Origin of the sequence: Shewanella spartinae (assembly GCF_019457555.1) — a bacterium.
GTDB lineage: Bacteria > Pseudomonadota > Gammaproteobacteria > Enterobacterales > Shewanellaceae > Shewanella > Shewanella loihica.
In genome coordinates this window covers 1,705,257-1,727,467 of the sequence record NZ_CP080418.1, presented here as the reverse complement: position 1 = coordinate 1,727,467, position 22,211 = coordinate 1,705,257, and the positions used below count along the sequence as shown (strand labels likewise).

The following is a 22,211-nucleotide window of genomic DNA, read 5'->3' as shown; positions in this document are numbered from 1 at the left end:
GCCATCACGGGCGCCGTTTTTGTATCTCTCACTTTCAGAGCGGTTTTCATCAATTCTTGTTAAAACCAAGAATTACTAGTCGCGACCCGGGCCAGTGACCAACTCACTCACCCTATTGCTCTCCTCGCAATCTTGCTCTTCGCTGAGCTGCGCCATCTGAGCACAGGAGGACGAGAGTGGATTGGGGCTGCTGGGGCTAAGCTCCTCGTCCAGCACCTCCTGACTGACCGCAGGTACGGCGCTCGCCTGCACCTTATCTACCAGACGATAAGCGGTTAACACTCCGAGTACGCCAAAGAGGATCGCTCCCAGCACCTGGCCGATCAGCACACCTTCGACGCCTCCGAGTTGGCCGCCATAATAAACAAAGGGAATGGTGCCCAGGGTTGCCTTACCCACGTTAAACAGGGTCGAGTACTTGGCCTTGCCCAGGTTATTGAAGGAGGCGTTCGCCACAAACAGAGCGCCGGAGAAGACGAAGAAGACGGCGATGTAGCGGCAGAAGAAGCGGATCAGCTCGGCACTCTCCCCCTGCATGGCAAACAGGGCTACTATCTGCTCCTGCAGCAGCATCAGCAGCAAGGAGACAGTCACCACATACAGGGCGCAGAATTGCAGTGCCTTGGTGAGACTCTGACGCACACGGGCAAACTCCCGCGCGCCGAAGTTCTGCCCGACTATGGGGCCTATGGCGCCGCTCAGCGCGAAGATCATGCCAAAGGCCACGGGCGTCAACCTGCCCAACACCGCCCAGGCGGCCACATAACTGTCACCAAACTCGGCGATGGCGCGGGTCACTACGGCGTTGCCTATGGGGGTGGCGATGTTGGTCATCATCGCGGGGCCCGCGATGGCAAAAATCGGCTTGATATCTTCCTTGAAGGCGGTCAAATCGAAACGGCCAAATAGCTTATGCTTGACCACCACGCCCCTCGCGGCCACCAGCAACACGGCGAGACGCGCCAGCACAGAGGCGAGCGCCGCCCCTTCTATGCCCATGGCCAGCAGGAAGATGAAGATAGGGTCGAACACCAAATTAACCCCGCCCCCCGTGAGGGTCGACACCATGGAGAGTTTGGCATCACCCACCGCCCTGAGCGCGGCCCCAAGGGCCATCGCCAGACAGATGATGGGCATGGAGGGCACCAGAATATAGAGGTAACCGGCGGCCAGCTCACCTGTGCGGCCCGTGGCACCCACCAGGGTAAGTAGCTCGGGGATAAAACAGGTGACTATGATGGCGACAACAGAGGCCACCAGCACTGTCACCACGGCACTGTTAAGCAGCAAACGCTTGGCCAGCTCAAACTCTTTGGCCCCCACGGCACGAGACACCAGGGCGCCGAGGGCGATAGAGAGGCCGATACCAATTGAGGTAGTAAAGAAGGAGATGGTGCCCGCGTAGCCCACGGCCGCGGCCAACTCCTGCTCCCCCAGCAGACTGAGGAAGAAGATGTCGATCAGATCCACCACAAACAACGCCGAGATGCCGATGGCGGCGGTGGAGCTCATCACCAGTATGTGGCGCATGATGGAGCCCTGGACAAACTTAGCCGTGGTCATAACGCTCCCTCACGGTCAATCACGCATACTGGCGAATAGATTGTAAACATAAGGCTCCCTAGAGGTCTGTTTCCAGCTCGTTGCCGCATTTGTCACAGTAGAGCGCCGAGACTTCGTGGCCCATCTTGAGGCAGTTGCTGCAGCGGCGCAGATCTTTCTTGCGCACCATCTCCTGGGAGATCTCCGAGGTCAGGATACCGGTCGGAATGGCGATGATGGAGTAACCTATCAGCATGGTTAGCGCGGCGATCCCCTGGCCGAGTGTGGTCTGCGGGGTAATATCGCCATAACCTACTGTGGTGATGGTCACGATTGTCCAGTAGATAGATTTGGGCATGGAGGTGAAACCATGCTCAGGTCCTTCTACCACATACATGATGGCGCTGAGCACCATGACGATCAGGCTGACGGAGAAGAAGAACAGAAACACCTTACGGCTCGACTGCATCATGGCCCGCAGCAGTATGTTGCCCTCGCTGAGATAACGCAGCAACTTGAGCACCCTGAAGATACGGAACAGCCGCAGCACACGGATCACCAGCGTGAAGTTGGCGCCCGGGAAGATGAGCGCCAGGTAACTGGGCAGAATGGAGAGCAGGTCCACCACACCATAGAAGCTGCGGGCATATTGCACCGGATGGGCCGAGCAGTAGAGCCTAAGCAGATACTCCAGGGTAAAGATGCCGGTAAAGCCCCACTCGGCGATGCGGATCCAGTCGCCGTAGCGGTTATGCACGCTGTCTATGGTATCGACAAATACCAGGGCGACACTCAACACGATACAGACGATCAGGCTCAGGTCGAAATAGCGACCGGCCGGCGTGTCTGTGCCGAAGATAATCTCTCTGAGTTTCTGTTTACGTGCCTCTTGCGGGGTCTCATCCATCTAAATCAACAATCCTTATCGCTTGCTATATCTTTTACCATCTCTCGTACCATAAAAACGTGCCAACCCCATGCGCTTTGATGCAACATGGAATTAACCGATCCAGCTTAATCTAAAATAAGGTATGATGAACACCCAAGTAGTGGCTTTATTTTACCGAACCAAGACGATGCAGACATTTTTTAAACAACTCCTGCTGCTCTGCCTGCTCGCCCCGTTAGGGGGTACCTGGGCGCAATCGAGCGGCCTCAGCTCGCCCCATAGCGCCAGTAAGAGCCAGATTGGCAAGGTCGACCTCGTGGTGGTTAATAAGTCTGAAGCCAGCATGTTATTGATGCGCCAAGGTAAAGTGTTAAGACGCTACAAGATTGCCCTGGGGGATCGCCCGGTCGGCCACAAGCTGCAAGAGGGAGATCAGCGCACCCCAGAGGGGCGCTACATCCTGGATTATAAGAAGGCCGACAGCGCCTACTACCGCGCTATCCATATCTCCTACCCCAACGACGAAGATAAACTCAGGGCCGCCGCGCTGGGGATCAATCCCGGCGGACAGATCATGATCCACGGCCAGAATCCTAACTCCTCACTCACCCCGGATGAAGCGCAGCGCCTCAACTGGACCGACGGCTGTATCGCCATCAAGAACGAAGAGATAGACGAGCTGTGGCGCGCCGTCGATACCGGCACCCCCATAGAGATCTGGCCATAAGACCAGTGCCGAACCCGGTGCCTGTGCCGCTAGCATGGCATCAATACCCAATTTTGAGTCCACAAGACAAATATGATGACTAAATCTCAAGTTTCCGATGAGCTGACCTTTGACGCGCTCAAGCTGCAGTGGCCTACCTTCAGCCATGCAATTTTAGATTTCATGAAGGAGCTAGGGTTGGATGCCCTAGATCTCGAGTGCGACCATGCCGCCCTCAGGGTCAACACTAGCCAAGGCGCCGACAGCCTAAGAGAGGCCTTCTGCCGTCAGGGTGAGATCATCTCAGATAATATGATCAACGGTCGCCCCATTCTCATCATCGCCCTCGACGCTCCCATGGTGCTGGGCGAGCTGACGATAGAATGTATCGAGCTGCCCTACCCCGGCGATAAACGCTACCCGGTCGAGGGCTGGGAACATATCGAGTTGGTGCTGCCGGGCGGTGCGACCACCACAGAGACACTGAGCGAGCAGCTGCTCGAGCGGGTGCCGACACTCGCCAGAGTGCTGGCTCAGGAAACGGATGTTAAGGTGAAGATGAGTTCGCCCCAGGGGGAACATGAGCGCCTAGCTAACCCCACCATAGCCTTCAAGCGGGGCAACCTCTGCATCAAGGTCCATCCCCACGGCATAAAGGCAGTTATCGCCTCCGAAGCTAAATAGCCAAGTAGCCTAACCGTTGTCAGGAACCTGCCAAGTGACTGTTGTTTGAAAAACAAACAGTCACTTGGTTTTTGCTTTCAACCTAAGCCCCAATCTAAGCGGGCTTGATATTCTGATTTACCCTAAACAGATTGTTCGGATCATACTGCTTCTTCAGCTGACGTAATCGCCCATAGGTTTCCCCATACGCCGACTCGGTACGATCGGATTCATCATCGGTCAGGAAGTTGATGTAGGCGCCACCGCTGGCAAAAGGCTTGGTCTTATCGAAGAACTCCCGCGCCCAGGCGATACAGCGTTTATCATCATCGGCAGACTCCCAGCGCACATGCACGTTCAATACGTACTGAGCATCCCGGGCCGAATAAGCCATGGCATCGGCGGCCGGAAGACAGGTGGCGCAACCGATTGAGGCGATAAAGATCTCACACTGCTCGGTGGGCAGGGTACCGGCATATTCGATGGCCGTATCGATAGCCGCTTCACTAAGCTGGGTGAAATTATGGGACTTCCAATAGTTACGTGAACCGGGCGTCAACAGAGGATCGAAGGCCTGCTGCCAGGCTGCAAAGGGTTGTACGCCCACATGCTCACCCACAGGCGTGCCAAATTGACGAAGCGGCGCGATCAGTTTCTCACCTTCGGCGGGATCGCCGGCATAACAGATTGCCAGCACTATCACCTCTTTGCCGTGAACCGACTCAGGGAGAAATGGCAATGGCGGCGCCTTACGTGCCACCATCCAGACACTCAGATCCTCGGGCGCATTGGCGGTAAAGTTAACAAACTGGCTGATAACAGACTTTGCCTGCTCGAAGGGAAACACGATGAGGCCGCTGAGGACGTCGGGCCCGAGGGGATGCAGCTTAAACTCAAATTGAGTGACTATGCCGAAGTTACCACCGCCGCCGCGCAGTCCCCAGAAGAGCTCTGGTTCGCTGGCCTGACTGGCAACGAGCTGTTTGCCTTCTGCGGTCACGACATTGGCCGACACCAGGTTATCGATTGTCATGCCCAATTTGCGGCTTAACCAGCCAAAGCCACCACCTAAGGTTAATCCTGCGATCCCTGTGGTGGAATTGATCCCCACGGGTACCGCCAGGCCATGTTTTTGGGTGGCGGCATCTACATCCTCCAGGGTACAACCCGGCTCAACCAAAGCCAGTTGTTTGTCGGGGTCGACCTTGACCTGTTTCATCAAGGACAGATCGATCAGCAGGCCATCGTCACAAAGCGCCTTACCCGCGATATTGTGGCCACCGCCGCGAACCGAGATGAGTAAATCATGTTCCCGGCCAAAGTTGACGGCCTTGACCACATCCTCTGCCGAGGTGCAACGGGCGATCATCCCCGGTTTTCGATCTATCATGGCATTCCAGATCTGTCGCACTTCGTCATAGTTGCTGTCTTCGGGCAAAATAACATCGCCACCAAATCCAGCCTTAAAACTGTCCACTTGAGATTGTTGTATACCTTTCATATAAGCTGCCTCTTAAGCGTCACATCGCCGCGCAAACAATGTATGTGCCAATAAGTGCTATGCTCATTCCCTCAAGTGTAACGTCAATAATGCTTGGTTCTAGTTGGAGTAATGGAATTCATTCACGGATATAAATACGGCGTATCAAAAGAGCATCAGTCTTTATGTTAGTTGAAACCATGAGGTTTGGATAACCAGACCCATGCTCAAACGCGATTTAAAATGACGACAGTAAACGGGTTGGCGGTTTAGCCCTAAATTTTCTCTATGTAGAGGATAACTTCCCCCACCTTGATGCCAAACTTGCTCATCTCTGTCTTGTTGAACAGGCGCTTATCATCGAGCAGAAACATCCAATCATCTAAGGTCACCTGGTAGATCTCGCCATCTATAGGTATCTCGAGTTCATACTGCCAGAACAGCGCCGCTCCTCGGGTTTGCCCAAGGGCTGTGCCTACCACGTCTTGGGCGCTGCCTTGATAGGAATTATCATCAAGCTTGGTAAGCTGCCAGGTGCGCTCGCTCTTCTCGCCGTCATCGAACACAAACCACTCCTGGATCTCGCCCTTATCTCCCTGCCAGTTAGCCAGCATATCCACCTCGAAGCGCCTTATCAGGGTGCCGGATCGATCCAGCACTATGCCGTAGGCCTTTAGCTTACCGTCAAAAAAGCTGTCCAGATGCAGCTCTGGAGTGGTGTCGCTGTAGTCCTCCAGTGAGGCGCTGCCACAGGCACTAAGCAGCAAGATAAAAAAGGAAGTCACAAATGCTAAAACGAACTTTTTCATTGTCTTAATCCCAATAGGCCCTGTCTTAACTCAGGCTCTGAGGTGCGCTCAGATAACCAGATGGCCAGAAACGCCTCGCCGAAGGTGCGATCCTGGATCTGCCCAAGCGGCTTGTCGCCGAAGTAGAAATAGCTGTCGCCTTGGCTGTTCACCCATAGGGTCAGGCTGTCGCCCTCGCGCACATCGGGCCAGAGCCCCTGGATTTGCCGCTGCCAAGAGGTTATCTGCTCATCTGAGTAACCCAGGTGACGCCACTGTTCTAGCGTGGCCTCAATAAGCAGATCGCTTTCGATATCTCGGTAGTAATTTATCTTCAGCGCCTTATCGGCACTCGCCTCATAGTCAGGCTGAGCGCTATACAGCTCGGCGCGGTACAAGGTCCAAAATAGATACTGCATCTCGGCGCTACCTATCTTATGTAGCCTGTCGAGATCCGCGGCCTGAGCACTCAGGCTTAAGAGTAATAGCAATAGAACTTTGCCCATGACTCACCTCGCTTTCTTACCTAATAGCTTCTAACCTAACGAGCTTGTTACCGAATGAGCTTGCTAGCTTGCACCTTCCCCTGCCCCCAAACCAGCAAGGGCAAGAGCACTGCCCAAACAGGCGCCGCGATCAACCAAAATTTGATAGCCGAGACTTGGGTCGTTAAGGCGCCCAGGCTTACCCCGGCCCAATAGCTGCCCGCCCCGCCAAGGGCGCCGATGAGCATCAGCCAGGGAAGCCTGAGCCCGGACAACAGACGTAAGCTGTGATTGAGGCTCATCAGGAAGATCACCCACAGCAGGGCTAGCCAGAGGGGAAATACAGACTCGACACCACGAAAGGCGCCGAGGGCGATGAGCGCCCCATCCACCAGCAGCCCCAGCGGCAACAGCGCCATCAGCCTGAGATCCGCCTTCACGCAGGGGGACAGCAGACAGTGCAGCACGATCAGCCCAGAGATGATGTAGCTGGCCGAGTTTGTTAACCAGGCCGCCGACCACCAGGCCAGCTGAAACAGGCCAAGATTAATAAGCCAGAACGCTTTCATCCTGAGCACCAAAATACCTGGGCTTACGGGCGACCAGATGATGGGTGGCGATCAGTCGCTCCTTAAATGCCCCTTCGCAGTAGCAGAAGTAAAACACCCAGAGACGCTTAAATTGCTCGTCATAGCCAAGCGCCTCCAGTTCCGGCCAGGCCTGCTCGAACGCCTGACGCCAGTCGTACAAGGTTCTGGCATAGTGCAGGCCGATATCCTCCAGATCGCAGATCACCATGTCGGTACGCTTGGCCAGCTGCTCACTCATCACGGCCACCGACGGCAGGCAGCCACCGGGGAAGATATATTTCTGAATGAAGTCGACGCCTTTACGGTACTTCTCGTAGCGGCCATCGCTGATGGTGATCGCCTGCAGCAGCATCTTGCCATCATCTTTTAGCAGGCCCGAACAGGTCTCAAAAAATGTCCCCAGATACTCGTGGCCCACCGCCTCTATCATCTCTATCGACACCAGCTTGTCGTACTGGCCTGTTAGGCGCCGATAATCCTGCTTGAGCAGGGTTATCTGCTCACTAAGACCCGCTTGCTCAATACGTGTCTTGGCATATTGATACTGGGCATCGGATATGGTGGTCGTGGTCACGCGGCAGCCATAGTGCTGCGCCATATAGATGGCCAGCGCCCCCCAGCCTGTGCCTATCTCCAGCACATGCTCGCCTGGTTTTAGTTCAAGCTTTTCGCAGATGGCTTGTAGCTTATTTTGCTGCGCCTGAGCGAGCGTCTGACCACAGTCGCCGTAAAGCGCGCAGGAGTAGAGCATAGAGTCATCGAGGAAGCGCTCGTAGAGCTCGTTACCTATGTCGTAGTGAGCCAGGATGTTGCGCTTGGCGCCCTGCTCTGTGTTGCGCTGACTCAGCCTTAGCAGCAAATGCTTGATGCGGGTGAGCCAGGCCATCTTCTGCTCCAGCGCGTCCAGCCGGGTTTGATTGCGGGCCATCACCTGAATCAGGCGGGTGAGATCCGGGCTGGTCCACTTGCCATCGAGAAAGGCCTCGGCGGCGCCTATGCTGCCCCCCTGGATAAGGTCGCGATAGAAGCTGGGATCCAACACAATTATCTGGGCGCTTAGGCTTGCACTTCGCTCCCCAAACTGCTGCTGTGTATCACCTTCGATGAGGGTGATAAAGCCGCCTTTGAGCTGGCCCAACAGGCGAATGACCAGGGCGCGATACTTCTGCATTGTGCCCAGCTCCACTGCCACAGCGCGAGGCCTTACACCATTTACTTGTTTGATTGTCTGTTCCATCTCTACCTCGCTAAATGAAATACCATCTGCTTCTGGGTTGTCGCCATGCTCTGCTGCTGTCCGCCTGCGCTAACTGCACCTCTAGCGTGACTGGCTACTGGTTTAACTCGCGCTATCGGCATCTGGGTGCGCGATAAAGGGCACCCGCTTGAGAAACAGCTTCAGCGCCTGCCAGTAGATCCCGAGCAGCATCTTCACCGTCATGGCAGGGATCCTGACCCAGGTGCTCAGCAGATTACCCGGAGTGATCCCCTGCCTGTCGAGTGCCAGGGTGGCATCGAACACCTTAGCCTCCTGATGGTTCTCGATATGCACCAGCGCCTTGACCGCCGGCGGCGAAACTCGCCAATGATAGGTCATCTCCATCGCCATAAAGGGCGACACATGAAATGCCTTCTTGAGCTTCATCTCGCCCTCCAGGCTCAGCAGGTAGTAATGCCTCTGGTTCCAGGGGGTGTTACTCACCTCGGCCAACATGTAGCGGCAAACCTGCTGCGCGTCGTAACAGAAGTAGAAGTTGATGGGACTGAAATAAACCCCTAAGCAGCGGCACTGAGCCAGCATCACTACCCTGTTTTCTGTCTGCCAACTTCCACCGAGTGCGGCAACTTTCTGGGCAATACGCTGCTTAAGGCTGCCGGGTTCATTTTTGAGGTAATCTTTTTCATTAAAACGTATGGGGTTGAACCAACGCTGGCCAAACAACCAGCTGCGGGATGTCACTGCTGATAGCTCGTCGAGGTCCAGCCCCATCATGTAGAGGCGATAGCCAAAGGCGTGTGGGATCTCGCCAAACCTGCGATGGCGCACTTGGCCGGTATAGATACCGCTGTGCTCCACAGGCGCATTTGGCTCTCGCTGCTCGCTCGCTTGAGAGGAAGAAGATGATTGGCCATTGACACTCATAGGCTCATCCCGAAGCGCTTGGTGACATCCAGGGCGCTGCGCACCCCATCTTCATGAAAGCCGTTGTACCAGTAGGCGCCGACAAAATGAGTGTGGGCCTTACCGCATATATCCAGGCGTCGCTGCTGGGCGCGGCAGCTGGCCTCGTTCAGCACCGGATGGTGATAGACGAAGCGGCGCAGTACCTTATCTTCGGCTATCTCCTCACTCTGATTCAGGGTGACGCAAAAGGTGGTATCGCTGTCGATCCCTTGGAGGATATTCATGTTGTAGGTGACGCAGGCGGCGCGCTCGAGATTATCATCCAACATATAGTTCCAGCTCGCCCAGGCCAGTGGCCGCTTAGGTAGCAGACTGATATCTGTGTGCAGCACCACCTCGTTGCGGCTATAGGGAATGCCGCCCAGCACTTCTTGTTCATCGGCCGTGGCGTCCCCTAACAGGGCGAGGGACTGGTCTGAGTGACAGGCGAAGATCACCTCATCGAATACCTGTATCTCGCCCCCTTGCAGCACCAGCCTCACCTCTCCCTCCTGGCGATATACCCCCTCAATCTGGCTACCTAAATGTACCGGACAAGAGAGGCCGGCGAGGATCGCCTCGACATACTGACGGGAGCCGCCGGGCACCACATACCACTGGGGCCTGTCGCTGATGTTGAGCAGGCCATGGTTGTAGAAGAAACGGATGAAGAACCTAAGCTCGAAGGCCTGCATCTCTTTCAGGCTGGTCGACCAGATGGCCGCGCCCATGGGCAGAATGTAGTGCTCGCTGAAAAAGCGAGAAAAACCATGTTGCTGCAGAAATTCCCCCAGGGTCATCCCATCAGGCACAGAATCCTGGCCGTAACACTCCTTGCAGAGACGATTGAAGCTTAAGATCTCACTCAGCAGACGCCAAAAACGGGGACGAAACAGGTTAAGCCGCTGGGCAAACAGGCTATTGAGACCGTGGCCGTTGTACTCGAATCCCGTCTGGCGGTTGTGCACGCTAAAACTCATCTCGGTAACCTGCCCCTCGATACCAAGCATGGCCAGCAGACGATTGAAATTGGGATAGGTCCTGTCGTTGAACACAATAAAGCCGGTATCTATGGCATAGTCTCGCCCCTCATGGTGCACATCGACCGTGGCCGTGTGTCCACCCACATAATCGTTTTGCTCAAACAGGGTCACCTCATAATGCTTGTCCAGCAGATAGGCGCAGGTCAGGCCCGAGATGCCCGAGCCAATAATGGCAATTTTTTTCATGGAGACACCATCCTCATGGCGAGACGGCGCCAGAGCGAAAAAGGTAACAGTGAGAGGCTCTGCATCAGCCAGATAAACAGACGTGGGAAGCGAATGTCGCGCTTGCCCTTGGCGATGCCGCGCATTATGGTCGAGGCGGCCTCCTCGGCGCCGATCATCATGGGCATGGCGAAGGTGTTTCTATCCGTTAGCGGCGTCTGCACGAAGCCTGGATGCACTAAGGTTACCTCTATCTGGTGCTTAGCCAGATCGATCGCCAGCACCTTAGCCAGGTAGCTCAGCCCCGCCTTAGAGGCGCCGTAGGCTTCGGCTCGAGGCAGAGCCAGTAGCTGTGCGCTGGAACTGACCAACACCAGGCGACCGCCAGGCTTCAAATTGGGTAACCAGGCCTGCAGGGCGTAGCCGATGGCGATAAGGTTGATATTGATAATTTTGTCGAAACGCTTGGCATCGAAATTAAGCGCATCGTCGATATATTCGCAGTCGCCGGCGTTGAGAATAAGCAGATCCAGCGGCCCATGGTCGGCAGCGAGCGCAGGATAGCTATCGTACTGCATCAGATCGAAACACAGGGTGCTGATGTTAGGCTGCGCCTCTGTTAGCGCATCTAGCTTTGTCTGGCTGCGACCGCAGGCGATTACCTGATGGCCGGCCTTGGCATAGCCAAGGGCGAGCTGCGTGCCAATCCCAGAGGTGGCGCCCGTTATCATGAGTTTCATCCCGGCCTCCTAGTTCACGGCGCGGCGTTTGACCGCGCGGATAAGGCCACCGAGCAGCGGCAGCTGTTCATACAACATGGCGCCGACATCGAAATAATCCCTGTGATAGACAACCTTGTTGTCTTTAGCCTTCAGTCGAGAGTGTCCCTCGACGACGATGGGCTGACTGGCGTTAAGCTGCTTGTGCCTAAAGGTCATGGTCCAGTAAACGGCGGCTTCACCTTGTTGCTCAAACACATGCTCAATAGTGAATTCACAGCTGATCACCTGGCGATAGAGGCCCTGAAAGTAGCCCAGCAGGTTATCCAGCCCCTCGACGCGATGCAGAGGGTCGCAGAACACCACCTCTGGATGATAGATCTTGCGCAGCGCCTCTAGATTATCGGTACCCAGCTCGCGGTATACGGCAGTAAAGTTTTGTAACCACAGGGCGCTAGCCGTCATCTTCGTCATCCTATTCCACCTTATAAAATGCCAGGGCCCTTTGGCGCGCCGCCTTATGGTCCACTATCGGAGCGGGGTAGATCTCAGCCTTGCCCTGACTCGCTAAATAGTCGTGGGGGAAGTGGATCTGCTTGTCGGGCACCTCGCTCAACTCTGGTAGATATTTACGGATGAAGTCACCCCGAGGATCAAACTTTTGGCTCTGGGTGATGGGGTTAAAGATCCTAAAATAGGGCTGGGCATCACAGCCCGTGCTGGCCGCCCACTGCCAGCCGCCGTTGTTGGCACTGAAATCGCCATCGATCAACTGCTGCATGAAGAAGCGCTCCCCCTTATGCCAGTCCACCAGCAGGTGCTTGGTGAGGAAACTCGCCACTATCATGCGCAGGCGATTGTGCATCCAGCCGGTACGGTGCAGCTGTTTCATGGCCGCATCGACTATGGGGTAGCCGGTGCGCCCCTCACACCAGGCCTGAAAGTGGGCCTCGTTATTGGGCCAGGGCAGCGACTCGTACTTGGGCTGAAAGCTTCTGCCCTTGATAAGCTCTGGATAGTGAAACAATAGATGTTTGTAGAAATCCCGCCAGATCAGCTCGTTGAGCCAGGTGAAGGCGCCGTGCTGTGTGTCGTAGATCACCTCGGGATGGCGCTGCACCAGTTGCAGCGCCAGCCAGCGCGAGCTAATCGCCCCAATGGCCAGATAAGGCGATAGGCCTGATGTCCCCTTGATGGCCGGAAAATCGCGCCGCTCGCCATAATCGAGCAGCTTATCTTGCCAGAAATGGGGCAGCAGCTGGCTCATCACCTGCTCACTGTCGGGCCATCGCCTGGAGTCCACCAGGGGATAATCTAGGTTTATGCTTGATGATTGTGATGTTGGCTGTGGTGTTGGCTGTTGTGCTAGCTTAGCCGCTGCTTGAACATCACCGACCAATTTTGCCGGCGTCGATTTGGCCGGCGTCGGCACACACTCTATGCCCTGGGCCGCCACACACTTTAGCCAGGCCTTCTTAAAGGGGGTAAAGACCTTAAACATCTCCCCTTGCTGGTTGAGCACGCTGCCCGGCGGCAAGATACAATCGTTTTGCCACAGGCGCAGATCGATCCCCGCCGCCATCACCTGTTTATCGCGCTCCTGCTCATCGAGCTCAGGCTCGTTGTTGGCCAGCAGCAGGTTGACGCCATGGTCGCGGCAGTATTCGCATAACGCCCTCACCTGATCGCTAAAATCTGTAGCAGACAAGATGACCAGCTCGATGCCGTACTCAGCTAACTCACCGGCCATCAGCTCGAGGTGACGACGAATGAGATCGGCCTTTATCGGCGCCATATCATGTTGCTGCCACTGGGCTGGGGTGGCGATAAAGATCGCCTGTTTCACCCCGAGCCGCACCGCCTCACTCAAGGCGGGATTATCATGGAGACGGAAATCCCGTCTCAGCCACAAGAGTGCGCTCAATAGCCGTACCTCAATCTCAGCTCCTTAGGATGGGGGTTCAGATAGGCCTGCTGCAGCAGGTATTCATTTGGAAACTCAATAAGATAATGTTTTATCAGGGTCAGCGGCACCAAGAGCGGCGACAGCCCCTCGCGATAGGCGGCGATCTCCTGGGTCAGCTCGCGGCGCTTATGCTCGTCAAGCTGTCGCTTAAAGTAGCCCTGCAGATGTTGCAGCGTATTGGTGTGACTGCGACGGGACGCCTTATGTTTGAGCGCCTGCATCAGACCCGAGACATAACGCTCGCTCTGCTCCTCGAGGCCAATGTCGGCGCGTCCCAACAGACGGCCCAACTCGCGATAGCTCTCGACATGGTGGCTCATCACCAGATACTTGTGGGCGCTGTGAAACTGAATCAGCTTGTGCCGGGTCAGCCCCTCGGCCTTGAGATCCAGCCACTTCTGATAGGTGAAAATGCGGGTGGTGAAGTTTTCGCGAATGATGGGGTCATTCAACCTGCCATTCTCCTCACAGGGCAAGAGCGGATTGGCCTTCATCACCTGCTCGGCGAAGATGCCGACGCCGGTGGACTCTGAGCCCTTGCCGTGGTGATGATACACCTTGACCCGCTCCATGCCACAGCTGGGGCTCTTGGCGCAAAACACGAACCCCGCCAGATCCTGATAGTTCTGGGCGGCATTGGCGCCGAACTCTTTAAGGGCCTGGGTCACATCGCCGCTGCCGTCGGGACGGGACACGGTAATGATGTTATTCCGCACTATCTGCCTGATGGTCGGGCGCGGCACCGGCAGGCCGATGGCCATCTCGGGACACACAGGTTTAAACTCGGCAAACTCCGCCAGCTGCTCCATACAGAAGCCCGATTTCTTATGGCCTCTGTCGAAACGCACCGGCTCGCCCATCACACAGGCACTGATGCCAATCTTTAATTTCTTCTTCATGGCGCCTCCAGTTGGCAGACTCAGATTAGTACTCGAATTAGTACTCGGACTAATAGATGAAACGTCCGATTGGGTTAAGCAGCTGGCTCATCCCTTGGGTGAAACGAATGGCGTCACTCGATACGGTGAGACAGACACAGCCCTCCTCGGTCACTGGCTGATGGGTATGCTGACCGTCGAGCCAGATGAAATCGCCCTTGCGATATTCGCCCATCTCATCGGTGAAACTGCCCTGCAGCAACAAGGTGATCTCGAAGCCTTTATGGGTATGGCAAGGCACGCTGCCGCCCTTGTCTATGTGCAGCAGGCTCATCCTGAGGTCGCCATCATCCAGCGCCAGGCGCGAGCGGGATAGCTTACCCATACCCTGCCACTCTTTAAGGGGGATAGACCTAAGCGCCGTCGGCAGCGGGATACGCTCGCCGCCCACGGCTATCTCGGTGACGGTTTGCGGCAACTGCTGCGTATCGTCACGCTCCAGGGCCGTGATGGCGTTAATGCAATCATCAAGACCGGCGTAATCATCTGAGTCACCGAACTGGTCGAACGTATCAAAATCGTCCAAGCCATCAACATCGTCTAAACCAGAAATATCCGCTAAGCCAGCGGGTTGAGACGCATCTCGCGAGCCTTCTTGGCTAGACTCGCCGAAGGCGTCGATGGCGGCCTGTTCGGTGAGGGCCTGCACCACGCGGGTACACTCGCTGCAAAGCTCCACATGGCTGGCGACCAGTACGGATACCGATGCTGGCAAGGTACCTGCGACAAATTGCGCCAAAACGTCAGAAGTGGGATGGTGATTAATCATGCTGCTGGTCTCCCATCTGCTGCTTGAGTTTTGCCAGGGCAAGCCTGAGTCTGGATTTGATGGTGCCGATTGGCACGCCAAATTGCTGGGCCAGCTGCTCCTGGGAGAGCTCCTGATAGTAGACACCCTTTACCACGGCGCGCTGAGCCTCTGGCAGGCTGTCGACATAGGCCAGCATCTGCTTCTCCATCAGATGATCGGCGAAATGCAGCGGCTCTTCATCACTCTGAGCCTGCGCCTGTTCCAATGGCCAGATATCGTCGCCCAGGTTCATCTCGGCCTTGGCCTTGACGCGCCTAAGCATATCGAAGGCGGCGTTGCGCATCACGGTATAGACCCAAGTGGTGGCCGCGCCTTTATCACCGTCATAGAGGTGTGCCTTGCGCCAGACGTTACTCATGGTCTCCTGCACCAACTCGTGTGCCTGAGCCTCGTTGCCTAGCTGCTTGATACCAAAGCGTTTGATCTTGGGTGCAAAGAATTGAAACAGACGGGTAAACGCCTGCTTGTCCCTTGCATTGGCAACCCGCACCAGCCAGGTCGACAGCTCGGCGGGCACCTGCGTCTCTGGTTGACTCTTGATATTCGCACTCCCTTTCTCCGGGGCGCCTGCGCTAACAAATGTCTGCATCTGTACTCACGTATGACCCTAACATAAAGGCCTATACGCAGGTGTGCGCGGCGAGGATCAATTAATTTTATCCTGACCCAAAATGAATGTATCGAGAAACGATTTTGCCTGAGGAAAACTGCCGGGCAAGATGAATTTCTCCTTCTCATTCAAAGATAAAGGCAATATCTCTAAAAAGCGAGCGCAGACCCAATCCAGCCGATTAAATTCTGGTTGCGGGTAAAGTTCGGCAAATTGTGGATGCTTGGCAAACAGGGCGCTAAGGGCGAGCCCCAGTTCGCCGCGCTTGGCACTGGCGGCAAGCGTCGGCCAGTGGTCGCGGTAATGACAGCGAGCCATCAAGAGCCCATCGCCACGCACATCGAAACTGTCCAGGCTCACCAGATGGTTAGCTCTGACATCTATCACCAACAGGCCATCTTCGCCGTGGTGAAAATCGATAATCTGCACCTTAGTCCCCCAGTCGGGCACATTGAAATCAAACGCCTTATCGTAGCGGGCGATCACGAAGCCCTTGCCTGTAGACTCGGCCGCCACGGATTCTGAAACCAAGGATTCTGAAACCAAGGATTCTGAAACCAAGGATTCTGAAACCATGGCAAGATAGCGCTGCTCGAAGATCCTCAGACGCTGCACGCCCCCCGGCAGCACAAACAGCGGCAGGGGAAAGACCGCTAGGGTCTGCTCCGCTAGCCTGGTGGGCTGCTGTTGCCGCGACTCTTTGTGACCCGCTTGCTGCGCCCCGGTAGCAGGGCTGGTTTCATGGGTGATCTTCATACTGATTGACACGACTCTTCTGCTTAAATGCTTTCCGACACAGAAATCAAAGCGCAGTAGCTTTGCTGCTTACGATATCTGCATGACCTATAACTTGCATACGCAGCGCCGATGAGAATCGATCACCTAAGTACCAGATGGGATAAGCAAGAGAGGAATAGCTAAAGCGAAGGATTAATAACAAGAGACACAAAAAAGGCGACCCTTGGCCGCCTTCACTAATATTTCGCTCCACTCTCCTTTTCAGAGAGAGCTTCTCCCTACTCGCCCTACTTCCCTACTTCCCTACTTGGCCTGTTTGATCTGTTTGGCCTGGGTTTGACGCTCAAGCACACTCGCCATGGACGGTACCACAGTCACGGGATCCAGTCGCATCTGGAACCAGTTGAGACGCCAGTCAAGATGTGGCCCGGTGGCGCGTCCGGTGGCGCCCACCTCGGCAACCGGCTGGCCCTGTTTAATGATCTCACCCGGCTTCACATACAGCTTGCTCAGATGCAAAAAGCTGGAACTCACCCCATAGCCGTGATCGATAACCATAGTGCCGCCAGAATAAAACATGTCGGGTACTGAGAGGGTCACCACGCCATCGGCGGGCGCCACCACAACAGTGCCTGTCTTGGCGGCGACATCCACGCCATAGTGAGGATTGCCCGGCTTGCCGTTATAGACGCGCTGGCTGCCATACACGCCCGAGATGCGCCCCGTCAGCGGCCAGATGAAGTCTTGAGCAAAGGCGGTCTGCCCCGAGAAGGTGGCTCTGGCCGCCTTGACCTGCTTGCTGTCTTTGGCCGCGCGCTCTAGGGCCTTAGGATCCGGCTTCATGATCTTCTTGGCGATGCCGTTGACCTTGTCTATCTTGTACTGTTTCTCGCTTATCTTGAGGGGCATAAGCTGGGTCAGGCCATCTGGGTAGACAAGTTTAAGCTCTTGATTCAGAGCGGCTTCCCGCTCGAAGCCGAAGGCAAACAGCCCCCCGGGGCTGACTTTTACCGGCTCACCGTTGAGCCATACCTGGGTTCCCGCCTGAGCCTGGCCGCGGATCAGCGCGCCCTGCTCCATCTTGCCACTCAAGTTAACCTCGGCCTTAGCGCCCACGGCGCCACCAAGACAGAGTACAGCCACAACTAAGCGCAACAAGTTCAAATTCGACTCCTATCGATTCAGGCTAATAAAGGACTAAGGCTAACTAAAACGTATAACAAGCGGCTAGACGTGGCGCTCGCCTTTAGAGGCGATGGCGCCCTTCCCCACGCCTTCATAGGCGATCACCTTAAATTCGCTCTCTGGGTTTTCGCTCGCCAGTGTAGTGGCGATAAAGTCGGCCAGCAGCTCTACCGTGGTATCGTGTGGGATGATCTCACAGCGCTTCTTAGGCATGGCCAGCTGAAAATCCCCTTGCGGCGCCACATAGTGGAAACCATAGTGGGTCTCATCGCTCACGCTTGTCTGCGGTGACAGGTCCAGCTCGTCCACCTCAACCAGGTCATCTTCGCTGCCGAGATAGATATCTTTCCAGCGGCGGGCCCAATACTCGTCCCACTTTGGCGCGGCGATACCATTTTCAAACACGTTGATCGGGCTGCGATGACCGTGAGCGATGCGCTGGCAGTTACCATCGTGCTTCTTCAGGCCATGTGAATAGTGATAATAAGGCGTTTCATGCAGCTCGTTACGCAGTGTCAGAGCAATGCCCTGCACGTTGTCAGGCAACACCTCTTTCAAGGCTTTCTGCAAGAAGGCGTTTACGCTGTCGAAATCGATAATTTCCGTTGGGATCAGGGCAAAGGCCTGGGCGGGACAGGCGAGATGGATATCTCCCTGTAGGCTGTTAAAGTCCATCCAGACACGATCGCCCTGCTGCTGCCATCTCACCTCGGCGCAGGCGGTGGGGATCAGCAGGCGGTGATCGGCTACATCATCTATGGTGTTCTTGATGGTGCGTTTCACCTTGGCAAAATCTAGCACCATGTTCTGATCGTCCAGGCCGCCATCGAGCAGCACATCGACGATCCAGCTCTCTCCCACCATGCCACGGATAGGACACAGGTAAGAAAAATCGATTACGGTTAAATCTCTAACAAAAAGTTGCATTTACGCTCCGTCGGCAGAAAAACAGTCCACCTTAATTGATCCCATCGGCAAACGGCCGGAGGACACTCTAGTTTCAACAGATAATTTCAACTCATCTGCGATATTTTAGCAAGTCGCACAGGGCCTAAGCGTTCGCCGCGTGACCTACTTGACCCCCTTTAAAGCATCATAAACGAAAAAAGCGTCTAACACAGACGCTTTTTTCTGGCGCTGAATAGCCCGTTAATGGGGTTATTGACCGCCCTTGAGGCGACGATCCAACTGATCTTTCAGGTTAGCAGGCACCCCTTTGATCAAGATAGAATCTGAGATGGGGTCATAGATCACCCGCTCGCCCAGATGCTGACCGTCGAAGCTGATGGTCACGCCACCGCCAGTACCGGAGAACTTTTTCAGCTGACGCAGGGTCGGCTTATCACCGGGAAACTCCTCTTCCAGCTCATAGTCGCCGCCCTGGGCGAAATCGTAGAAGGAGTCCATGCCCGCATCCGCCAGTTCATCTGCCAAGTCTTTAAGCTGTATGTCGGCGCCGCTATCGACCCGCTCGGTGCAATACTCGAACACTTTCTCGCGGCACTGCTGGCGCTCATCCTTGGTCAGCTCGCTGCTGGCCACGAAATCTTCTACCGCGTTCATCAGCGACTTGTTCTGCGCCTTGGTGTTTACCCCTTCGACACAGCCCATGAAATCGAGGAAGAAGTCCGCCACCTTACGTCCGGCGCGGCCGCGCACGAAGGAGATATACTTGAGCGAATCCGGATCGGCCTGCCACTCGGTCAGATCGATACGGGCAGCCAGCTGCACGTTGTTGAGATCCAGGTGAGTGTTCTGCGACAGCTCCATATCGTCCAGAACCGTCATCGACGACTTGGCATTGAGCAGAGAAACAAACAGGTAGTCGCTGGTCATATAGGTATAACAGGCCAGCAGCAGGAAGCCGCCCTGGCTGAAGTCATACTTGGCGAGCTCTTCCTGCAGCAGCTTACCCGCCATGCCGGAAAACTCGACGAACCCAAGCTCGCCACCCAGATACTGGCTCAGGGCCTCTTTAAACTGTGGGTTGGCTTCACCATCTTCGCCGTGGGTACCAAAATGACCAAACCCCTTACCCGACTTACTGGTGTAGGTTTGATGCAGCTCTTCGAGCATGGCTTCGACGGCTTGACTATTTAGTAGCGGTTGTGGACGCAATCTACAGCTGAGCTGGCCTTCGCCATCTTGGGATATCGCGTGAATAATTGCTTGTTCGACGTTAATACTCATAAGCCTCGATAGTGATGTTGGTAGAAATCCGTTATTATATGCCGCTATTTCAAATTAAAGTGAAAAAATTTTTAAATATGGCTATCCAATCTAAATATTCAAACGCCCAAGTCGAAGCCGTTATCGCTGAGATCCTGGCAGTACTCGACAAGCACCAGGCCCCAACCGACCTCAGCCTCATGGTACTGGGCAACTGTGTCACAGATCTGCTGCTACGTAAGGTGCCTGAGGAAGCGCGCGCCCAAGTGGCCGAGCAGTTTGCCAAGGCGCTGACCCAGTCGGTAAAAAGCTAACACTAACGGCTAAAAAAGCGGTTTTTGTTCGCAAAAAACTGGCCAATCCGCCTTAAAAAAAATTAAGATAGACAAGTATTTCAACAAATAACGGATCCCTATGATCGAGCGTAAAAAAGAGATGGGCCGTGATCGTGTGTCACGCTTAGTCAGTTGGGGGCATTGGTTTGCCTTCTTCAACGGCTTCTTGGCGATGATAGTCGGCGTCCGTTATATTGAAACCGTGGGCGCGCCCGAGTCTTGGATTGGCTGGAGCTACCTGGCCATCAGCACCCTGGGGCATTTTAGCTTCCTCGCCTTCATCGTCTATCTGGTGGTGCTGTTTCCCATCACCCTACTGCTGCCCTACTCCAAGATATTGCGCGGGCTCGCGGCCTTTGCCGCCACCCTTGGCCTGTGTATCTTGTTGTATGACACCCTGATTTACGACGACTATGGTCTGCACCTTAGTCCATTTGTGTTCGACATCGCCTGGGCCGATCTCAATGCCCTGCTGCAAGGCACCTCTTATATCGTCACGCCGCTGGGGATCATCATCCTGGAGCTGACCGCCGCCAACTACCTGTGGAAACGCATAGAGAAGATCCGCAAGTCTAACTACGGCCCTAAGGTGGTGTTGGTTATCGGCCTCTGTTTCGTCAGCAGCCACCTGATTCATATCTGGGCCGATGCCGCCGACATCACGGAGATCACCCGCCTAGATGATGCCTACCCACTCTCTTATCCTGCCACCGCGCGCTCCTTCATGGAGAGCCACGGCATAGAGAAAAGCAGCAAGGCACAAGACCCAAGCAAGCTACAACCGAGTCTCAACTATCCAATATCGCCGCTGCAGTGTAGTGCCGAGCCAGAGCTTAACATCTTGATGATCGCCATCGATGGCTTCAGGGCCGATCTGGTAGATAAAGAGACCATGCCGTTCCTGTACGAATACGGCAAACACAACCATGAATTTAAGCAGCACCTGAGCGGCGGCAATATGCACAACAGTGGCATGTTCTCCCTGCTCTACGGCCTGCAGGGCAGCTATATCGCCGCCAGCGATCTCAGCTATCGCTCGCCTGTGTTCACTCAGGAGCTGGCTAAACAGGGCTACACCCTGGCGCGTTTCGCCCCTGAAACCAGCAATATCGAGCCACAGGCCATCTATCAGGATATGACCTCGCACATTCAGCCGCTCACCAACGGCGTGGCCGATGCCGACATTCAATCCATCGACAGCTTTAACCAGTGGCGCATGCAGCAGGACAAACCTTGGTTTGCCCTGCTCAACCTGCAGAGCCCTGACAGCTACGACACCCCTATCGGTTTCTTGGGTATCGAGACGGTGAAGCCGAGCACGCCGCTCAAGCCGGCGCAGAAGGTGCTGTTCAACCAATACCGTCAGTCGCTCAACTTTGTCGACAAGCAGCTGCAAAAGCTTATCGAACGTCTACCGGCCAGCACCTTCGTGATGGTCACCGGCGTGTCGGGCAAGGTGTTTACCGGCGACAACGACAACCAGCGTGGCAACCTGTCACCGGCCAACGTGCATGTGCCTTTGATCATCCACTGGCCCGACATGGAGTATGACAAGACGGTCACCTACCCCAGCAGCCACTACGGCGTGGTGCCGACCCTGATGACCCAGCTGCTCGACTGCACCAACAAGCCGAGCGACTACAGCGCCGGGCGCAACATACTGCAGCCCCAAAGCGAGAACTGGACCTATATCGGCGACAACCTGGTGTTTGGCATCTATCAGGAAGATGAGATCACAGTGATCGACAGACACGGCAAGTACCGTATCTATAACCGTGACTATAGCCAGCGTCTGCGCAATAAGAAGATCAGCGCACCCGAACTGATCCAAGTGATGCGCGAAGGACGACGCTTCTACAATCACTAAACCCTGAGTCACTGAACATTAGATCGCTATGCGCCAACGACTTAGGTTGAGACGACAGCGACTATAAACTAGCCAGTCGATCGGGCTCAACAGCCGAAACACTTGCACAGGGGCAAACGACTTGATAAAGTTCAGCCTGTTCGAAGCAGACCCCAAGTCTTTGCTGCTTTGGATAAAATCGGTATGTAGCGCAGCCCGGTAGCGCACTGTCATGGGGTGTCAGGGGTCGGAGGTTCGAATCCTCTCATACCGACCAAATACTAGAAAAGTCAGCTGAGAAGCTGGCTTTTTGCTGTCTCGGATTTGTTGACGGGGAATACTTCTGCTTCAATTATTGCCTCCCTGGTTCGCAACCTAA

Annotated in this window: 23 protein-coding genes and 1 tRNA gene; 5 read left to right on the top strand and 19 right to left on the bottom strand. The window is 55.2% G+C overall.

Annotated features, from left to right (window positions below; translation table 11 throughout):
• Positions 1-75: 75 nt before the first annotated feature.
• Together K0I31_RS07725 and K0I31_RS07720 are read right to left on the bottom strand one after the other, a co-directional pair.
• Positions 76-1,563 (bottom strand): MATE family efflux transporter, encoded by a 1,488-nt coding sequence (locus tag K0I31_RS07725; RefSeq protein ID WP_220080436.1) that lies wholly within the window; start codon positions 1,561-1,563, stop codon positions 76-78.
• Between the two features lie 58 nt (positions 1,564-1,621).
• Positions 1,622-2,449 (bottom strand): ion transporter, encoded by an 828-nt coding sequence (locus K0I31_RS07720; protein WP_011865290.1) that lies wholly within the window; start codon positions 2,447-2,449, stop codon positions 1,622-1,624.
• A 169-nt stretch (positions 2,450-2,618) separates the two neighbouring features.
• Here K0I31_RS07720 and K0I31_RS07715 point away from each other — a divergent pair, with 169 nt between their 5' ends.
• Entirely contained in the window at positions 2,619-3,158 is a 540-nt protein-coding gene (locus K0I31_RS07715) for a L,D-transpeptidase family protein (RefSeq protein ID WP_258406600.1), read from the top strand.
• 72 nt (positions 3,159-3,230) lie between these two features.
• Complete coding sequence (locus tag K0I31_RS07710) at positions 3,231-3,821, top strand: VOC family protein (protein ID WP_220080434.1); 591 nt, start codon at positions 3,231-3,233, stop codon at positions 3,819-3,821.
• A 94-nt stretch (positions 3,822-3,915) separates the two neighbouring features.
• On the opposite strand, the gene K0I31_RS07705 is transcribed toward K0I31_RS07710, so the two are convergent.
• From K0I31_RS07705 to yejK, 17 genes are all read right to left on the bottom strand, one after another.
• On the bottom strand, positions 3,916-5,301 hold the full coding sequence (locus K0I31_RS07705) for an FAD-binding oxidoreductase (RefSeq protein WP_220080433.1): 1,386 nt from the start codon (positions 5,299-5,301) through the stop codon (positions 3,916-3,918).
• 254 nt (positions 5,302-5,555) lie between these two features.
• On the bottom strand, positions 5,556-6,089 hold the full coding sequence (locus tag K0I31_RS07700; RefSeq protein WP_220080432.1) for a DUF3833 domain-containing protein: 534 nt from the start codon (positions 6,087-6,089) through the stop codon (positions 5,556-5,558).
• Positions 6,086-6,574, bottom strand: a complete 489-nt coding sequence (locus tag K0I31_RS07695; protein ID WP_220080431.1) for a chalcone isomerase family protein — start codon at positions 6,572-6,574, stop codon at positions 6,086-6,088. The genes K0I31_RS07700 and K0I31_RS07695 overlap by 4 nt, the downstream gene beginning before the upstream one ends.
• Positions 6,575-6,621: 47 nt before the next feature.
• On the bottom strand, positions 6,622-7,122 hold the full coding sequence (locus tag K0I31_RS07690; RefSeq protein WP_220080430.1) for a DUF2878 domain-containing protein: 501 nt from the start codon (positions 7,120-7,122) through the stop codon (positions 6,622-6,624).
• Complete coding sequence (locus K0I31_RS07685) at positions 7,100-8,380, bottom strand: SAM-dependent methyltransferase (RefSeq protein ID WP_258406599.1); 1,281 nt, start codon at positions 8,378-8,380, stop codon at positions 7,100-7,102. Before K0I31_RS07685 ends, K0I31_RS07690 begins: the two co-directional genes overlap by 23 nt.
• A 102-nt stretch (positions 8,381-8,482) precedes the next feature.
• Positions 8,483-9,286, bottom strand: a complete 804-nt coding sequence (locus tag K0I31_RS07680) for a DUF1365 domain-containing protein (RefSeq protein ID WP_258406598.1) — start codon at positions 9,284-9,286, stop codon at positions 8,483-8,485.
• Complete coding sequence (locus K0I31_RS07675; RefSeq protein WP_220080429.1) at positions 9,283-10,536, bottom strand: NAD(P)/FAD-dependent oxidoreductase; 1,254 nt, start codon at positions 10,534-10,536, stop codon at positions 9,283-9,285. The genes K0I31_RS07680 and K0I31_RS07675 overlap by 4 nt, the downstream gene beginning before the upstream one ends.
• The gene (locus tag K0I31_RS07670; protein WP_220080428.1) at positions 10,533-11,255 is read right to left on the bottom strand and encodes an SDR family NAD(P)-dependent oxidoreductase; all 723 of its coding nucleotides are present in this window, start codon (positions 11,253-11,255) and stop codon (positions 10,533-10,535) included. Before K0I31_RS07670 ends, K0I31_RS07675 begins: the two co-directional genes overlap by 4 nt.
• A gap of 9 nt (positions 11,256-11,264) precedes the next feature.
• Positions 11,265-11,708: a nuclear transport factor 2 family protein gene (locus K0I31_RS07665; protein WP_220080427.1), complete on the bottom strand. Its 444-nt coding sequence runs from the start codon at positions 11,706-11,708 to the stop codon at positions 11,265-11,267.
• A gap of 1 nt (position 11,709) precedes the next feature.
• Positions 11,710-13,158: a deoxyribodipyrimidine photo-lyase gene (gene phrB / locus K0I31_RS07660; protein ID WP_220080426.1), complete on the bottom strand. Its 1,449-nt coding sequence runs from the start codon at positions 13,156-13,158 to the stop codon at positions 11,710-11,712.
• Complete coding sequence (locus tag K0I31_RS07655) at positions 13,155-14,099, bottom strand: YbgA family protein (protein WP_220080425.1); 945 nt, start codon at positions 14,097-14,099, stop codon at positions 13,155-13,157. Before K0I31_RS07655 ends, phrB begins: the two co-directional genes overlap by 4 nt.
• A gap of 49 nt (positions 14,100-14,148) precedes the next feature.
• A complete protein-coding gene (locus K0I31_RS07650) occupies positions 14,149-14,907 on the bottom strand; it encodes a ChrR family anti-sigma-E factor (protein ID WP_220080424.1) in 759 nt (252 codons plus the stop codon).
• The gene (locus tag K0I31_RS07645) at positions 14,900-15,538 is read right to left on the bottom strand and encodes a sigma-70 family RNA polymerase sigma factor (RefSeq protein WP_220080423.1); all 639 of its coding nucleotides are present in this window, start codon (positions 15,536-15,538) and stop codon (positions 14,900-14,902) included. The genes K0I31_RS07650 and K0I31_RS07645 overlap by 8 nt, the downstream gene beginning before the upstream one ends.
• 57 nt (positions 15,539-15,595) lie before the next feature.
• The gene (locus K0I31_RS07640) at positions 15,596-16,327 is read right to left on the bottom strand and encodes an LON peptidase substrate-binding domain-containing protein (RefSeq protein ID WP_220080422.1); all 732 of its coding nucleotides are present in this window, start codon (positions 16,325-16,327) and stop codon (positions 15,596-15,598) included.
• 273 nt (positions 16,328-16,600) lie between these two features.
• Positions 16,601-17,455: a M23 family metallopeptidase gene (locus K0I31_RS07635; protein WP_434086923.1), complete on the bottom strand. Its 855-nt coding sequence runs from the start codon at positions 17,453-17,455 to the stop codon at positions 16,601-16,603.
• 69 nt (positions 17,456-17,524) lie between these two features.
• Positions 17,525-18,409: a 6-carboxytetrahydropterin synthase gene (locus tag K0I31_RS20185; RefSeq protein ID WP_144198469.1), complete on the bottom strand. Its 885-nt coding sequence runs from the start codon at positions 18,407-18,409 to the stop codon at positions 17,525-17,527.
• Between the two features lie 231 nt (positions 18,410-18,640).
• A complete protein-coding gene (gene yejK, locus K0I31_RS07625; RefSeq protein WP_011865271.1) occupies positions 18,641-19,672 on the bottom strand; it encodes a nucleoid-associated protein YejK in 1,032 nt (343 codons plus the stop codon).
• 77 nt (positions 19,673-19,749) lie between these two features.
• Between yejK and K0I31_RS07620 the strand changes: the two genes are divergently transcribed.
• The 3 genes from K0I31_RS07620 (at position 19,750) to K0I31_RS07610 (ending at position 22,109) form a co-directional block, all read left to right on the top strand.
• Positions 19,750-19,965 (top strand): YejL family protein, encoded by a 216-nt coding sequence (locus tag K0I31_RS07620; RefSeq protein WP_011865270.1) that lies wholly within the window; start codon positions 19,750-19,752, stop codon positions 19,963-19,965.
• A gap of 100 nt (positions 19,966-20,065) precedes the next feature.
• On the top strand, positions 20,066-21,853 hold the full coding sequence (locus K0I31_RS07615; RefSeq protein ID WP_220080420.1) for a DUF3413 domain-containing protein: 1,788 nt from the start codon (positions 20,066-20,068) through the stop codon (positions 21,851-21,853).
• Positions 21,854-22,032: 179 nt separating this feature from the next.
• A tRNA-Pro gene (locus tag K0I31_RS07610) sits at positions 22,033-22,109 on the top strand.
• Positions 22,110-22,211 lie beyond the last annotated feature (102 nt).

Bases quoted from the DNA above. Each gene is read 5' to 3' on its own strand.
- K0I31_RS07715 (WP_258406600.1), top strand. From the start codon at position 2,619: ATGCAGACATTTTTTAAACAACTCCTGCTGCTCTGCCTGCTCGCCCCG.
- K0I31_RS07685 (WP_258406599.1), bottom strand. From the start codon at position 8,380: ATGGAACAGACAATCAAACAAGTAAATGGTGTAAGGCCTCGCGCTGTG.
- K0I31_RS07710 (WP_220080434.1), top strand. From the start codon at position 3,231: ATGATGACTAAATCTCAAGTTTCCGATGAGCTGACCTTTGACGCGCTC.
- K0I31_RS07705 (WP_220080433.1), bottom strand. From the start codon at position 5,301: ATGAAAGGTATACAACAATCTCAAGTGGACAGTTTTAAGGCTGGATTT.
- K0I31_RS07695 (WP_220080431.1), bottom strand. From the start codon at position 6,574: ATGGGCAAAGTTCTATTGCTATTACTCTTAAGCCTGAGTGCTCAGGCC.
- K0I31_RS07720 (WP_011865290.1), bottom strand. From the start codon at position 2,449: ATGGATGAGACCCCGCAAGAGGCACGTAAACAGAAACTCAGAGAGATT.
- K0I31_RS07690 (WP_220080430.1), bottom strand. From the start codon at position 7,122: ATGAAAGCGTTCTGGCTTATTAATCTTGGCCTGTTTCAGCTGGCCTGG.
- K0I31_RS07725 (WP_220080436.1), bottom strand. From the start codon at position 1,563: ATGACCACGGCTAAGTTTGTCCAGGGCTCCATCATGCGCCACATACTG.
- K0I31_RS07645 (WP_220080423.1), bottom strand. From the start codon at position 15,538: ATGCAGACATTTGTTAGCGCAGGCGCCCCGGAGAAAGGGAGTGCGAAT.
- K0I31_RS07700 (WP_220080432.1), bottom strand. From the start codon at position 6,089: ATGAAAAAGTTCGTTTTAGCATTTGTGACTTCCTTTTTTATCTTGCTG.
- K0I31_RS07670 (WP_220080428.1), bottom strand. From the start codon at position 11,255: ATGAAACTCATGATAACGGGCGCCACCTCTGGGATTGGCACGCAGCTC.
- K0I31_RS07665 (WP_220080427.1), bottom strand. From the start codon at position 11,708: ATGACGAAGATGACGGCTAGCGCCCTGTGGTTACAAAACTTTACTGCC.
- K0I31_RS07620 (WP_011865270.1), top strand. From the start codon at position 19,750: ATGGCTATCCAATCTAAATATTCAAACGCCCAAGTCGAAGCCGTTATC.
- K0I31_RS07680 (WP_258406598.1), bottom strand. From the start codon at position 9,286: ATGAGTGTCAATGGCCAATCATCTTCTTCCTCTCAAGCGAGCGAGCAG.
- yejK (WP_011865271.1), bottom strand. From the start codon at position 19,672: ATGAGTATTAACGTCGAACAAGCAATTATTCACGCGATATCCCAAGAT.
- K0I31_RS07655 (WP_220080425.1), bottom strand. From the start codon at position 14,099: ATGAAGAAGAAATTAAAGATTGGCATCAGTGCCTGTGTGATGGGCGAG.
- K0I31_RS07615 (WP_220080420.1), top strand. From the start codon at position 20,066: ATGATCGAGCGTAAAAAAGAGATGGGCCGTGATCGTGTGTCACGCTTA.
- K0I31_RS20185 (WP_144198469.1), bottom strand. From the start codon at position 18,409: ATGCAACTTTTTGTTAGAGATTTAACCGTAATCGATTTTTCTTACCTG.
- K0I31_RS07650 (WP_220080424.1), bottom strand. From the start codon at position 14,907: ATGATTAATCACCATCCCACTTCTGACGTTTTGGCGCAATTTGTCGCA.
- K0I31_RS07675 (WP_220080429.1), bottom strand. From the start codon at position 10,536: ATGAAAAAAATTGCCATTATTGGCTCGGGCATCTCGGGCCTGACCTGC.